This window comes from Spirosoma sp. KNUC1025 (assembly GCF_045160025.1).
In the GTDB taxonomy this organism is placed as follows: domain Bacteria; phylum Bacteroidota; class Bacteroidia; order Cytophagales; family Spirosomataceae; genus Spirosoma.
In genome coordinates this window covers 570,929-586,137 of sequence record NZ_CP087139.1, presented here as the reverse complement: position 1 = coordinate 586,137, position 15,209 = coordinate 570,929, and the positions used below count along the sequence as shown (strand labels likewise).

General features: G+C 48.0%; 8 protein-coding genes and 1 pseudogene. 5 read left to right on the top strand and 4 right to left on the bottom strand.

Going from position 1 to position 15,209, the window contains the following annotated elements; genetic code table 11:
- Positions 1–130 precede the first annotated feature (130 nt).
- On the bottom strand, positions 131–889 hold the full coding sequence (cobA, locus tag LN737_RS02580) for a uroporphyrinogen-III C-methyltransferase (RefSeq protein WP_405515956.1): 759 nt from the start codon (positions 887–889) through the stop codon (positions 131–133).
- Positions 890–1,167: 278 nt separating this feature from the next.
- On the opposite strand from cobA, the gene nirB reads away from it, so the two are divergent.
- From nirB to LN737_RS02560, 4 genes are all read left to right on the top strand, one after another.
- Complete coding sequence (nirB, locus tag LN737_RS02575) at positions 1,168–3,687, top strand: nitrite reductase large subunit NirB (RefSeq protein ID WP_405515955.1); 2,520 nt, start codon at positions 1,168–1,170, stop codon at positions 3,685–3,687.
- A 118-nt stretch (positions 3,688–3,805) separates the two neighbouring features.
- A complete protein-coding gene (nirD, locus tag LN737_RS02570; RefSeq protein ID WP_405515953.1) occupies positions 3,806–4,159 on the top strand; it encodes a nitrite reductase small subunit NirD in 354 nt (117 codons plus the stop codon).
- A gap of 92 nt (positions 4,160–4,251) precedes the next feature.
- The gene (locus tag LN737_RS02565; RefSeq protein WP_405515951.1) at positions 4,252–5,757 is read left to right on the top strand and encodes an ATP-binding protein; all 1,506 of its coding nucleotides are present in this window, start codon (positions 4,252–4,254) and stop codon (positions 5,755–5,757) included.
- Positions 5,758–5,761: 4 nt separating this feature from the next.
- Complete coding sequence (locus LN737_RS02560) at positions 5,762–6,436, top strand: response regulator transcription factor (RefSeq protein WP_405515949.1); 675 nt, start codon at positions 5,762–5,764, stop codon at positions 6,434–6,436.
- Between the two features lie 12 nt (positions 6,437–6,448).
- On the opposite strand, the gene LN737_RS02555 is transcribed toward LN737_RS02560, so the two are convergent.
- The 3 genes and pseudogenes from LN737_RS02555 to LN737_RS02545 all read right to left on the bottom strand — a co-directional run bounded on the left by LN737_RS02555 (position 6,449) and on the right by LN737_RS02545 (position 11,564).
- Positions 6,449–7,603 carry an acyltransferase family protein gene (locus tag LN737_RS02555; protein WP_405515947.1) on the bottom strand — a complete coding sequence of 385 codons (1,155 nt, stop codon included), beginning with the start codon at positions 7,601–7,603 and terminating at the stop codon, positions 6,449–6,451.
- Between the two features lie 46 nt (positions 7,604–7,649).
- Positions 7,650–8,423 carry a hypothetical protein gene (locus tag LN737_RS02550; protein WP_405515945.1) on the bottom strand — a complete coding sequence of 258 codons (774 nt, stop codon included), beginning with the start codon at positions 8,421–8,423 and terminating at the stop codon, positions 7,650–7,652.
- 190 nt (positions 8,424–8,613) lie between these two features.
- Positions 8,614–11,564, bottom strand: a pseudogene (locus tag LN737_RS02545) (FAD-binding and (Fe-S)-binding domain-containing protein).
- Between the two features lie 507 nt (positions 11,565–12,071).
- Here LN737_RS02545 and LN737_RS02540 point away from each other — a divergent pair.
- Positions 12,072–15,206, top strand: a complete 3,135-nt coding sequence (locus LN737_RS02540; protein ID WP_405515943.1) for a TonB-dependent receptor — start codon at positions 12,072–12,074, stop codon at positions 15,204–15,206.
- The last annotated feature ends 3 nt before the right edge of the window (positions 15,207–15,209 follow it).

The window sequence follows — 15,209 nt, the reverse complement described above, 5'->3', positions numbered from 1 at the left end:
GCGTGTAAAAGCAGATTTGCTTTACGTGAGTTTTTTCATTTTCTTTGACACGTTTGTGTTTTTCGCATAGACAAAACCCTGTTGAGCCGGTCCAAAGGTGCCCCCACACCGGATCGGCTTTTTTCTTGTTTTAATAGGCCATCGCTACGTTACGCAGGCACTCCGCCAGATACGACGGATGCAGCGCAACGACCTCACCGATGATGAGCACAGCAGGCGCCCCCACGCCTTGCTCTGCCACCAGCTGCGGAATATTCCAGACCTGCCCAATTACGCTGTGCTCATCGGCACGCGTCCCGTTCTGCACGACTGCCATGGGTAAATGACCCCGGCCAGCCTGACAATACATCGCACAGATTTCGGCCACTTTACTAAGCCCCATCAGTACAATTACCGTTGCTTTCGACTGAACAGCCAGCCGTAAATCATCGGACAGTTCACCGTTGCGGGTTGTGCCCGTAATAACCCAGAAACTTTCGCTTACACCCCGGCTTGTTACCGGGATACCCTGTGAAGCCGGTACTGCAATACTACTCGAAACGCCGGGCACTACGTCGCAGCTTATGCCATACTGACGGGCATAATCATATTCTTCAAACCCGCGCCCGAAAACATAAGGGTCGCCCCCTTTAAGCCGAACGACATGACCATGTTCCTGCGCCAACCGAACAATCAGCGTATTGATCTCCTCCTGAGAAAACGATGGTTTACCAGCCCGTTTGCCCACGTAGATGTTCAGGGCGCTCTTAGGTGCAAACTCTAATAAGGAAGCATTGGCAAGGTCGTCGTATAAAACAACGTCGGCCTGCTTGAGCGCCCTGATCCCTTTTAAGGTGATCAATTCGCCGTCGCCGGGACCCGCCCCCACGAGTGTTAGCTTTGGCTGCATACTAGTATTAGTTATAGCGCGAAATAGTGAAAATGTACTATTTATAGTGAAATATAACTACGTCGTATTTCACTTCAAAATTATAGCCTTAATTCTTAAAAACAAGCATTTTTCAAAAAAATATCTTTAAAAATTAACTATAAACCGAATATATCGTTAGGATTTGAGAAAAACACCTTTTAATTTTGACATAGTAGTAATAGGAACAAAACAGGCATTTTCTTAGATTAGTCCAATAATAAAACAGGGTTTTCACAATGTTATAGTTATTAATAACTATGTTCGAACACACAAACAAGCATGTCGTCATTATTGGCAATGGCATGGTCGGCTACAAATTCTGCGAAAAATTAGTAGCCAAGCAGAAAAGTGGGGCGCGGTTTACACTAACGGTTTTTGGGGAAGAACCACGTGTAGCCTACGATCGCGTTCATCTGAGCGCGTATTTTGCGGGGAAAACAGCGGAGGATTTAACGCTGGCACCCGCAGAATGGTACGCCGAAAACGGGATCAGGCTGTATCTGACCGATCCGGTGGTCGACATTGACCGGGAACGTAAAGAAGTGCGTTCGCATCACGGTGTTGTAGTGCCTTATGACTACCTGATTCTGGCAACGGGTTCGGGAGCGTTTGTGCCGCCACTGGCCGGTGTTGAAAAGGATGGCGTTTTTGTGTACCGTACCATCGAAGATCTTGAGCTCATTCAATCGTACGCGCGTAAGGCACGTAAAGGAGCTGTGCTGGGCGGTGGGTTATTGGGTCTGGAAGCGGCCAAAGCGCTGCTGGATTTAGGCCTGGAAGAAGCCCACGTAGTGGAGTTTGCCCCACGCCTGATGCCCCGGCAGATAGATGATGCTGGTTCCGGGATTTTGCAGCAGCAACTCGAATCGCTTGGGTTAAACATTCACCTGTCTAAAAGCACGCAGGAAATTACAGGTTACGATTGCATTACGGGCATGCAGTTTGCCGACGGGTCGCATCTGGAAGTGGATATGCTGGTGATTTCAGCCGGGATTCGTCCGCGCGATGAGCTGGCTAAAGCCGCTGGACTTAACACCCACCCGCGCGGAGGTATCATTGTCGACAACTCGCTTCAAACGTCCGATCCATCCATTTTTGCCATTGGCGAATGTGCTGTTGCACATCACATGATTTACGGACTGGTAGCACCGGGTTACGAAATGGCCGAGGTGGTGGCATCGCAGCTGGCGGGCGAAACCAAAGAGTTTAAGCCGTTCGATATGTCGACCAAGTTAAAGCTCATCGGTACGGACGTCGGCAGTTTTGGCGACCCCTTTGCGAGTGAACCTGCCTGCCGGACAATCGTTTACGAAAACAAGGCGAAAGGTGTTTACAAGCGTATTAATGTATCGGCCGATGGTAAACAGTTGCTTGGGGGGATTCTGGTGGGCGATGCTGACCAGTATAACATGTTGCTACAGACCTGCAAGAACAAAACCATTCTGCCGCCTGATCCCGAAGATGTCATTCTGGGATCGCGTGGTGGCGAAGAAGCGGGAGCCGGGCTTATGAGCCTGCCCGATGAGGCCCTGATTTGCTCCTGCGAAGCCATTACCAAAGGCAGGCTCTGTCATGAAATCATTGAAAATGAACATACTACGGTCGATGCCCTGAAAAAAGCGACCAAAGCCTGTACGGGTTGTGGCGGCTGTACGCCAATGGTGAAAGACCTGATTCAGGCTGTCATGAAAGAGAAAGGGGTATATGTTCGAAATATCCTTTGCGAGCACTTCGATTACACGCGTCAGGAGCTATTCGATTTGGTCAAGATAAACGGAATAAAAACCTATACGGGTGTGCTGAACACATTCGGGCATGGCGATGGCTGCGAAGTGTGCAAACCCGCTGTTGCGTCGATTCTGGCCAGCCTCTGGAACGAAAATATTCTGCAAAAAGACCTGGCGCCTGTTCAGGATTCAAATGACCGCTTCCTGGCAAATATTCAGCGGGGCGGTACGTATTCTGTCGTGCCACGCGTAGCGGGTGGTGAAATAACCCCTGAAAAACTGATTGTGCTGGGTCAGGTCGCGCAGAAGTACGGGCTATATACGAAAATTACGGGGGGACAACGTATTGACCTTTTCGGTGCACATGTGGGCGATTTGCCCGGCATTTGGGAAGAGTTGATTACGGCCGGTTTTGAAAGCGGACACGCCTACGGAAAATCGCTGCGGACCGTGAAAAGTTGTGTTGGCAGTACGTGGTGTCGGTTTGGGGTGCAGGATTCGGTCACGTTTGCTGTTGAGCTGGAGAACCGCTACAAAGGGCTGCGGTCGCCCCACAAGCTCAAATCGGGCGTATCGGGCTGTACGCGTGAGTGTGCCGAAGCGCAGAGCAAAGATTTTGGCATCATTGCTACTGAAAAAGGCTGGAATGTGTATGTGTGCGGAAACGGTGGTATCAAACCGCAGCATGCCCAACTGCTGGCTTCTGACGTCGACAAAGAAACCTGCATCCGCTTACTGGATCGTTTCCTGATGTTCTACGTAAAAACGGCCGATCCGCTTACCCGCACCGCTACCTGGCTGAATAAAATGGAAGGGGGCATGACCTACCTCAAAGCGGTTGTGATTGATGACGTACTGGGAATTGCCGAGGATATGGAGCGCGAGATGCAGCTGATCGTTGATACGTATGCCTGCGAATGGAAAGAAGTTGTCGAGAACCCGGAGCTTCGGAAGCGGTTCACCCACTTCGTCAACGCGCCTGAAGTAAAAGACCCCACTGTGCAGTTTGAACCCATGCGCGATCAGAAGCGTGCCAAAGAATGGGCGTGAAACTCAGTTGATTGATTGAATAGTTGTGTGTTGGCCGCCCCCATTTACGGATCAATGCATCAACTTTTCAACTGATTGGCCGATGGCTTACTGACCAACTTTTAAAACCTTTAAATCGATGGAATCTCTCACAATAGATACAGCAGAACTTACCTGGCACATAGCCTGCCGGGTTGACGATATCCCTGAAGATGGTGGCGCGTGCGCGTTGATCGATGGACGACAGATAGCTATTTTCAATTTTACCCGTCGGGGCGAATGGTACGCTACCGATAATCAATGCCCTCACCGCCAGCAAATGGCCCTGGGGCGTGGCATGATCGGCAGCCAGGGCGATGAGCCTAAAGTGGCCTGCCCATTTCATAAACGGACGTTTTCACTTAAAACGGGCCAGTGTCTGAATGATGATAATTACCAAATAAATACCTTCCCCGTGCGAATAGAGCAGGGAATGGTGTATATTGGAGTGTAAGCAATTTTTTGATTTATCGTATTCGGTATACGGTTTATAGTGGCGTCTGCTTCCATAAACCGTATACCTGTTTGCTGCAAGGCCCCTACTGCATGAACCAACTTGATCAACAGGTAGCGCGTCGGTTAACCCGATTTTACGTCATAGCCCTTACGGTTATTGCGCTCTTGTCGATCAGTGGGCTTTTGTTTATCCGGCGCACAATCAGTGATCAATACAATGCTGGCCGGGTTGTCAACGTAGCCGGGCGTCAGCGCATGTTAAGCCAGCGACTGACCAAGCTCGCTTTATTACGCTCCACAGGTTTAACAGCCGCCGATACGGTGTCTTTTGATTCCTTACTTCGCACCTGGAGCCAGACGCACATTCAACTGCGTACTGGGATGCTCCAGATGGAAAAAATGTACACAGTACGTAAGAGTGCCAGGCTGGATAGTATGTTTACCCGGATTGAGCCCTACTTTCAGTCAATTTTTTTTGCTTTTCGTCAGATAAACAACTCGAAGGCCACAGTAGCTGACCGAAACAAGGCACTCCAGGTTATTCTGCAGGATGAACTTCCCTTCGTACAACAGATGAACGATATTGTTTTCCAGTTCGATACGGAAAGTTTTGAGCAGGTTAAAACACTGGAACGTATTGAATGGATTTTGACGCTTGCTACGTTGCTGACCCTGCTGATTGAGGGCCTGTTTATTTTCAGGCCAGTTGTCAGCCACACCCGGCATGTTATTCGTCGGCTTGACCGCTCTGAGAAAGCCTTGCAACTGACAAACGGCCGGATGGAAGTTGCGAACCGGGAGTTGGAAGCAACAAATCAGAATCTGGCTGCATCGAATCGAAAGTTGATAGCCACTCAGGCAGAGCTGCTACGTACGACCGAAGAGAAGTATCAGTTGCAGCGGTCTGAAGATACGGTCCGGTCGGCGGCTCTGTTGGAAGGGCAGGAAGAAGAACGAAAACGGTTTGCCCGTGAACTTCACGATGGTATCGGTCAGATGCTGACGGGGCTTAAGCTTCATGCTGAAAAGCTGAAATCAATGACCGTACTGGACGAAAAGCTGCGAACACGGTTTACCGATTTATGTGATCTGATCTATGACATTATCCAGACAACCCGGCAAATTTCCTATAATCTGATGCCTTCAACGCTGGGCGATTTCGGTTTAGGCGCTACCTTGCGGTTATTGGCTGAACAAACGACTCGTTCGTCAGGCATTGACATTCTTTTTGAAGGCGACCGGGATGGTGGGCGATTGAGTCCGGCAACGGAAATCGGACTGTATCGTATTGCGCAGGAAGCGCTGAATAATGCCGTTAAATACGCCGACGCGCAAACCATCCGGATTACGTTACAGCAGGACAATCAGAAACTGACACTAGCCGTTGAAGACAACGGGAAGGGGTTTTCGGTAAAGAATTCGGCGAGGGAGGGAAAACCTTCGCTTATCGTGAATGGGCTTGAAAACATGCGAACCCGGGCACGTTTGCTTAATGGTGACTTATCAATTTCGTCGAAGCCTAAAAAAGGAACAACGGTAAAGGTAAGTCTCAACTTAACAGGTAATTTACAGGAGAACGGATACGGTAAACCGTAAAGCTATGTCGATACGTATTTTTGTTGCCGATGACCATTCTGTCGTGAGAAAAGGAATCCGGATGCTATTGGAGGACGAAGCCGATATGCAGATCGTAGGAGAGGCCTCAGATGGAGACGAAGCCATCGAAATGCTTTCTGGCGTTGAACCAGACGTACTGCTTCTGGACATAACGATGCCTCGCATGTCGGGTATTGAAGCCTTGAAAGTCATATCCCGGCAATACCCCAAAGTCCGCACATTAATGTTCAGTATGCATAACAACCCGGATTACATACTTAATTCGGTGAAAAACGGGGCTGCTGGTTATCTGCTTAAAGATACCGGGCAGGAAGAAATCCTGCGGGCGGTTCGCACGGTGGTAAACGGGGATCTATATTATCCGCCGAATGCGTCTTCGGTTATAATCCAGCATCTGATTTTAGTAAATAATTCGCAGAAAAAGGAACCCAGCGTTTCTGCCCCCAAAGTGCCTTCCATCTGGAACAAAATCACCGCCCGGGAAGCGGAGGTTCTCACTTGCCTTATTGATGGGCTGAGCAGCCCTGAAATAGCTGAGAAGTTTGGCATCAGCCCCAATACTGTGGCCAATCAACGGGCGAGTATCATTCGCAAAGCAGGGGTTAAGAATACGGCTGATTTAATCAGAAAAGCGCTTGAGCAGCGTCCCCGCACGTAGTGGAAAACTCACTTACACCTTGATTATTACGTTTTTTCGGTACATCCACCACAAGATACCGGCCCAAATCAGCAGGAACGTGAGCGCCCCGGCTAGCGAAGCATTTTTAGGATCGGTAAAAGGCGGAGCGATAAAGGTTTGAAAAAGGTACTCTTTCAGACCAATTTCGTTTCCATCGGGTTGTGCAATGTGAATCAGGTTCATAATACGGGGAATCAGTCCCGATAGGAAAAATACCGTAATGGGATTGACGCCAAAAGCCACAATGGGCAAAATACCACGGCGGTAACTATTGACGTCGATAAGCCAGTAGCACAACGCAAGCCCAAGCATGGCCAGGCCGCCCGCCAGCAGTACGTATGAACTGGTCCAGAGCGCTTTATTGATCGGAAAGAACCCATCCCAAATCAGCCCGGCGAGGGTAGTTAAGCAGCCAGCGGCAAAGAGCCAGGCCACTTTTTCGGCGGGTGGGCGATTGGTTCGCAGCCAGGTTCCGGTGAGCATACCCAACAGTCCGGTTCCGATAGCCGGTAACGTACTGAGCAAACCTTCGGGGTCCCAAACTTTCGCAGGTTTATACACATGGGCAGGTGTCAGTATCGTCCGGTCAAACCAGGCCGCCAGATTCGTTGTCGGTTCGAGATTCGCGAATCCTACGCCCGGCACCGGTACAAAGGTCATGATGAGCCAGTAGCCAACGAGCAAACTAATCAGGAGAATAGCCTGCTGACGCGACGTTGTTTTGAGGTAGATCAGGGAGCACACCAGATAAACCAGCGCAATACGTTGTAAAACACCCAGAATTCGGACGGTGTAGATATCAAATTTGGGAAATAAATTCAGGAAGAAACCCAGCAAAAACAACGTAGCGCTGCGTTGAACGATCTTCCTGATCAGGTTCTTATCGTTACGTCCTGATCCGAGTGCAAACGTAATGGAGACACCAACGATGAACAGAAAAAACGGAAAAATCAGATCAGTGGGCGTCCATCCATTCCAGGCGGCATGTTCGAGCGGAGCATAGATATGGCCCCAATCGCCGGGGTTATTGACGACGACCATGGCCGCTACCGTCAGGCCACGAAAGAAATCAAGGGAAAGCAGCCGTTTTGACGCCGTTTTAATACCCTGATGCTGTGTACTTTCTGGCAAAACAGACGATTGCATAGTAGTCGGAAGATTTCCCGAATGTACGATAAAAGCAGAAGAACTGTTATCTGAAGACCTGTAACAGTTTTTTTTCGAGATCCTGCTCTAACTTCAATAATCCTTCTGTATTAGACAGATACGTCAACGCCCGATGGTGGCGAAGGTCAAAAGGAATATCGTTGACGGATTGCGTAATCGGGATAACGAGTTTGCCAAGTGTATGGGCCACACCGGTTTCATAAAACACATTCGGATTACGGTCTGTAAAGTCGGTAATGACCGCTTTCGACGTAAAGATCAAATCAAACACATCCTGAATCAAAATGCTGTTATTCCAGATATCGTCGGCTCGTTTACAGTCGATTCTCAGTTTGTCGCACACGTTACGTATGGACCTATAGGTTCCGGAAAATTTGCTTTCAAAAGGCATCATCACTGAAAGGACATTGCTCTCAACTGGCTTGTCGGGAATGCGAAAGACATCCGGTGCAAACGTAATGACACGTTCGGGGGCAACGGACTGAACCGTAGAAATGAATTCCGGAGCCTGCTGTGCCTGCCGGTTCATGGATACTTTCTTTGCTTCCACAAACCGTTCAATTTCGTAAAGGTTACTGTTGCTCTCGTTGATCAGTTTCGACAGGACCTGAAGGCTGTTACCCTCGTAGTCGTCATCCTTAAAATCCAGACTACGTAACAAACGCGGATGATCTTCGATTAAATCGAGGCTATCGGTCAAATAGGCCACTTTAATCCAGTCCGACTTGGTAAAGTGGTCTCTGATAAACTCGTGCAGAGCAAATAACCGTAGCATTTTCTGTTTGTTAGGACCAATCATTAAGACAACGTTGGATTGAGTACATCACTAGCTCTATAATACAAGTGCAATAGTATTCAATTTTTATATTATATTAAACAGTTATTTAAAATTTTCATAGAAACAGCTGTTTTATTACACAAGTCAGTTTTCACTGATTGTGTAATAAAACAGCCTGTAAGTGTGTTTGCGGATTTTGCCCTGGTATGTTTTACTTTAAAGCTTCGAAGAGTATTTCTGCCGGATGTTTTGCCTTTCGGGCAGTGCCGTCTTTGATCTGATGGCGACAGGATGTTCCGGGAGCCGCGATGATTACGTCGTCGGTTAGCTGACGAACGGTCGGGAAAAGTACCAGTTCGCCCACTTTCATCGATACGTCGTAATGTTCGGCTTCGTAGCCAAATGAACCTGCCATACCGCAGCAGCCGGATGGAATCAATTGAACGGTGTAGTTTCTAGGTAGCGAAAGTGCTTTTTTACCCGGAATCTGCGACGACACCGCTTTTTGCTGGCAGTGGCTATGGAGTTTAATCAGCCGGGTCTCATCGGTGAATTGATCAGGGCGGATATGTCCGGCGTCAAGCTCCTGCGCCACAAATTCCTCGAACGTCAATGTATGTTCTGCAATACGTTTGGCATCGGCAACGAGAGACTCGTCGACTAGATCAGGATATTCGTCGCGAAACGTCAGAATAGCCGATGGTTCCAGACCCACCAGCGGGGTGTCAGCGGTTACTACGTCTTTTAACAACCGAACGTTATGCTCCGCTAATGTTTTAGCATACTTCAGCATCCCTTTCGATAAAGCAGCCCTACCGCTTTCGCCGTGTTCCGGAATAACGACTTCATAGCCAAGTCGCTCAAAAAGCTGAATGGCTTTCTGGCCGACCTCAACATCATTGAAATTGGTGAATTCGTCGCAAAAGAGAAGCATGGTACGTTGCCCACTGTTCGCAGACCCCTGCTTTCTGTTTTTAGCCCACCGTTTTACGGTTGTTGTTTCCATCAGCGGCATGGTTCGGTCGGGGTGAAAACCAACCACACGATTGGCAATTCGACGTAACGAAGGTGTACCCAGCACACCATTCCAGGCCCAGGGAACAAACGAAGCCAGACTGGATAACCGGGCAAAATTGGCAATCAGCCACGAGCGGGTTGGTACGCCGTTGGCATCATAATAATGCTGCAAGAATTCCGCTTTTAGCTTTGCTACGTCCACGTTGGACGGACATTCGCTTTTGCAGGCTTTACAGGATAGGCACAGGTCGTATACGTCTTTAATTTCCTGATGGTCAAAGCGATTCTCCTTGGGTGATCGGGTAAGCATCTCCCGCAGAATATTAGCCCGCGCCCGGGTTGTGTCCTTCTCATTACGAGTGGCCATATAGCTAGGGCACATCGTTCCGCCCGACGCCTGCGTTTTTCGGCAATCGCCCGAGCCATTGCATTGCTCAGCATGTTGCAAAACGGTTTGGTCTTTGTAGCGGAAATACGTCTGGAAGGTAGGTGTTTGCTGACCGGCCTCGTACCGTAAAAACGTATCCATTGGAGGTGTTTCCACGATCTTACCCGGATTGAAAATACCGTCAGGGTCCCAGGTGTGTTTTATCTGGCGCATCAATTCATAGTTATGCGCCCCGACCATCTGTGGAATAAATTCACCCCGTAAGCGCCCGTCGCCATGCTCACCCGACAGCGAACCATTGTATTTTTTGACCAGCGTAGCAATTTCTTCGGCAATCATGCGATACTGCCGATGGCCTTCTTCGGTTTTGAGGTTAATAATCGGCCGTAGATGCAATTCCCCTGAACCCGCGTGGGCGTAATGAACGGAATGCATGTGATGTTTGGCCAGAATTTCATTGAAATCGCGGATATAATCGGGTAAATCCACAACGTCAACGGCGGTATCTTCAATAACGGCAACTGCTTTTTCGTCGCCGGGGAGATTGCCTAGCAGACCCAGCCCTGCTTTGCGTAAAATCCAGATTTTTTTGCTGTCTTCACCGAATAACAACGGATAATGATAGCCCAGGTTGGATGCCTGCATTTCAGCGATCATTTCCGCTGCAAGCTGCTCAATTTCGGCCCGCGTATTACGGGAGAGATCGACAACGAGGATAATGGGAAAATGATCTGTTGGTGTTTTCTGAACAAAGAAGCTGTTTTTGCGCTGCTCAGCATTGGTGTCTGCTCTTTCCAGAATGATATCGTCGATTAGTTCAACGGCGTAAGGTTTGTATTTCAAAGCCACCAGCGTAGCGCGCAGGGATTCGTCAATCGAATGGCAATGAACACAGACTAAGCCACTCTCTTTGGGGGGAGAGGAACCAGGTTTAATTTAATTTCAGTCAGGAAACACAGAGTGCCTTCGGAGCCAGCAATAAATTTTGACAGATTGAAGGGCTCACCACTGGGCGTGTAAGGTTCCATGTCGAGCAGGGCATCCAGGGCGTAGCCCGTGTTACGTCGCTCAATGGTTTTCTTCGGAAAATTCTTTCTAATTTCTTCCTGATTCGCGGGATTGGTCAAGATAGCATTTGTCTTAAGTAAAATCCTATCTTCCAGGGTTTCAGAACCATTTTTACGGCTGGCCTCACTAACCTGTTTCGTGAAATCCCAATGGCTGGTCGGACCAAATTCAACTTCGGAGCCATCGGCAAGCAGCGCCTTTACCGACAGCGTGTGTTCCCGTGTAGCCCGGTATACAACCGAGTTAGAGCCGCAGGAATTGTTACCGACCATGCCGCCAATCATAGCGCGGTTAGCCGTTGAAGTTTCCGGGCCGAAGTAAAGCCCGTAAGGCTTCAGATATTGATTTAATTCATCACGCACAACACCCGGTTGCACTCGTACCCAACGCTCCTCCGGATTAACTTCCAGTATCTTGGTGAAATGTTTGGAAACATCAACGATAATGCCATTCCCTACCACCTGGCCAGCCAGCGACGTACCGGCCGTACGTGGAATCAATGACGTTTTTTGCTGTCTGGCAAACGCAATCAGCGTTTTCAGATCATCAATTGTTTTCGGAACAGCCACGGCTGTCGGCATTTCCCGATAGGCAGACGCATCGGTAGCATACAGCGTACGATAGGTAGTATCGTAAAAAAGGTCACCAGTCAGCCGACTGGCTAAAGATTCAAGAAATTGTGTATGCATAAAGGCTTATCAACTGACTAATGAACGTCAGCGAATAAAATAAGACAGACAAAATTAGATGTAAATACTACATTTTTTTTGATTCCCCTGATAAAAATAGATTTGAGGCTTTTATTAAATAAGTTCTAATTCCAAATAGAATTTTTATAAGTTAAACGACTGATAATAAAGATATATTAATAAAAATCAATCAATCGTATCGTTAAATAATTCTATTAGCTTGCATTTATTTAAGAAATATTATGATACGATTTTGACGGCAACTGCCCAAATTTTAACATGATGCTATTTGTATTTTGCCCGTAACATTATGTAATTCGCCAAATGGTTCAAGTTTACATGCTATAATATCTCTTCATGTTGCAATAAAAAAGTCAAATAAGGCGCTTATTTGGCATTTTTTGTTGTTTTAAATTAGGATTAATCGAGGAGAAAACATAGTTTTAGGAACATAGTTGATAGGCTTAACCAGACAATAACTTTATGTTTAATTTTTACTGTAAACCTATGATGGACAAATCCTACAACATGAACCGCTTTGGCGGCTACGTAGGTCAGGTTGAGGGCTCTCAACCTCAGTCACGAGGACGGAAAGCCCTGTTTGGCTTTCTATCTATGCTGGCTATGATACTGCTACTGGGCAATTCAGTAGCATGGGCGCAAGGACGTACCGTGACAGGACGAGTGACCGATCCTTCGGGCGCTTCCCTTCCGGGTGTGAGTGTGCAGATTAAAGGAACGCAGCGCGGTACAAATACCGACGCTGATGGAAAGTATTCGTTAGCTAATGTTCCCGACAACGCAACGCTTGTACTGAGCTTTATTGGTTATACTAGCCAGGAAGTAGCTGTAGGCAACAAATCGAGCGTGGATGTGAAGCTGGCCGATGACACAAAAGCGCTGGAAGAAGTTGTGGTTGTAGGGTACGGTACAGCCAAGCGTAAAGACCTCACGGGTTCAGTAGCACAGGTTAGTTCGAAAGATTTCAATGCTGGTGTAAACCCAAACCCACTGCAAGCCATTCAGGGTAAAGTAGCTGGTCTGGTTATCACAGCCCCATCGGGTGATCCGAACCAGCAGCCGACTGTTCGTCTGCGTGGTTATACGTCGCTGGCTGGTGGTAGTGATCCGCTTTATGTGGTCGATGGTATGATTGGTGTACCGATCAACACCATTTCGCCATCCGATATCGAGTCGATGGACGTATTGAAAGATGCCTCAGCTGCCGCTATTTATGGTTCACGGGCGGCTAATGGTGTTATTCTGATTACCACCAAGCGTGGTAAGTCGGGCAAAACGAGCGTATCGTTTAATAACTACATAGGTGTATCGACCATTTCCAAACGGTATGAAATGCTGGACGCACAAGGTTATCGGGATGCCGTTACTCAAATTAAAGGAGCTTCGGCATTAAACGATAAGCAGCGTTTCCCAGATGGAAATTACAATACCGACTGGACGAAGGAAGTTACCCAGAATGGAACTGTCAACAACCACGATCTTTCTATCGCGGGTGGTTCGCCGACGTTCAGCTATCGGGGTTCGCTCAACTATATCAATCAAAACGGTATTATCAAAACTACGGGCCTGGATCGTATAACCGGTCGTATAAATCTCGATCAGAAAGCGTTCGACAATCGCTTGAACGTTCAGTACAATCTGTCGTACTCCGAAACGAACAAAAAGTATGACAGTGGCATCATCGGCCGTGCTGTTACGTTCCTGCCAACCTTGCCTGTCCGTAACGCCGATGGCTCGTATTATGAAGTTGGTGGTAGTTTTGACCTCTTCAACCCCGTTGCTATGCTGGAGAACGTTATCAATAACGGTGTACAGCGCTATTTGCAGGGTGGTATGAACCTGCGCTATGAGATCCTTGATGGATTAACAGTTGGCGTTAATGGTCAGATACAGCGGGACAACACCGTCAATAACTTTTACACCAACCCAGCCATTAAAGCGTTTGCCGCTAACAATGGTCGCGCAAGCCGGAATTTTTCAGAAAGTAATACTCGACTGCTGGAACTAACGGCCAACTATACCAAAGGATTTGGAAGCCAGAACAGTAACTACTCATTATTGGCTGGTTATTCGTACCAAAACTTTGATAACGATGGCTTCGGTGCTGCCAATAGTGGCTTTGTGACGCCTGATATCAACTATAGTAACCTGGGCTTAGGTTCAGGTACGCTGGTTAGCCCTGCTAACAACTATGCTACCTCGTACCGCAATAATGCGAAGTTGATCTCCTTCTTTGGACGGGCTACGTTGAATCTGAATGACAAGTACAACGTAACGGCTACGTTGCGTCGGGATGGTAGCTCGAAATTCGGTGCTAACAACAAATGGGGATTATTCCCATCTGTGGGTGCAGGCTGGACCATTACCAATGAGTCCTTCTTCCCAAAGAGCAATACGCTTAACTTCCTGAAGCTGCGTGTTGGTTATGGCCAAACGGGTAACTCAGAAGGTATTGCTGCTTACAACTCGATTCAGTTGTACGGTCAGAAAGGTACTTACTACGATGGTACGCTGGGCGACTTCCTGCCAGGCTATGGTATTACGCAAAACGCGAACCCCAACCTGAAATGGGAAGTACTGACAACCTCGAACGTTGGTTTGGATTTTCAGTTGCTGGGCGGTCGTTTCTCGGGTACTTTAGAGTACTATAACAAACTGACCAAAGACATGCTCTATCCGTACTCGGTACCTGCCGATGGTGTTAAGTATTTTGCCAATACGATTCTGGCGAATGTAGGCTCAATGCGGAATAGCGGTGTTGAACTATCTTTTGGTGGCGATATAATCCAGAAAGGTGATTTCTCCTGGAATTCACGGGTTGTAGGTGCCTATAACAAAAACACCATTGTTTCGCTGTCAAATGCTGAGTTCAGCAACGGGCAGGTTCGTTTCAACGCCTTTAATGGTCGCGGTCTGTCCGATGTGTTTGCTTCGTATCTGGTACCAGGTCAGCCATTGGGCGAATTTAACAACGTACCTACGTTTACGGGTAGCTACTCCGCCGATGGTCAGCCCTTATTGAAAGCGGGTTCTGGTGATACGCCGGTAACCGAGGTAGGCAAAGCCGATGCGGCTGCTGGGGTTGCTTCAGGAAACTATGTTAAACAGGGTAATCCACAGCCGTTCCTGAATGCCTCGTTTATCAACACATTCCGTTATAAAGGATTCGATTTGTACTTCCAATTGCGCGGAACGTTTGGTAACACCATCCTGAATGCGATACGGTCGAACCTGTTGATTCCAGGTTCGATTCTGGAAACCAATATGCTGAAAGGCGTAACGGACTATCCTAAAAACTACGGTGTTAACGTATTGACGTCAAACTGGCTGGAGAGTGGTTCATTTGTGCGGTTCGATAACTGGCAGATTGGCTACAACATTCCATTACCAGCCAGCAAGTACATCACAAACGCCCGGATTTATGCGGGTGGTAATAACCTGTTTATCATTACCGGCTATAAAGGTATCGATCCTGAATTACAGGTAAAAGCTGACCTGCAAACGAACGGCAGTCAGATTCAACAGGCACCTAATGCCGTTGGTTTAGATGGAGGTGGCTATGGCAACGTTGTTTATCCTAAAACACGTACGTTCCAGCTAGGGCTTAATCTGACCTTCTAAACA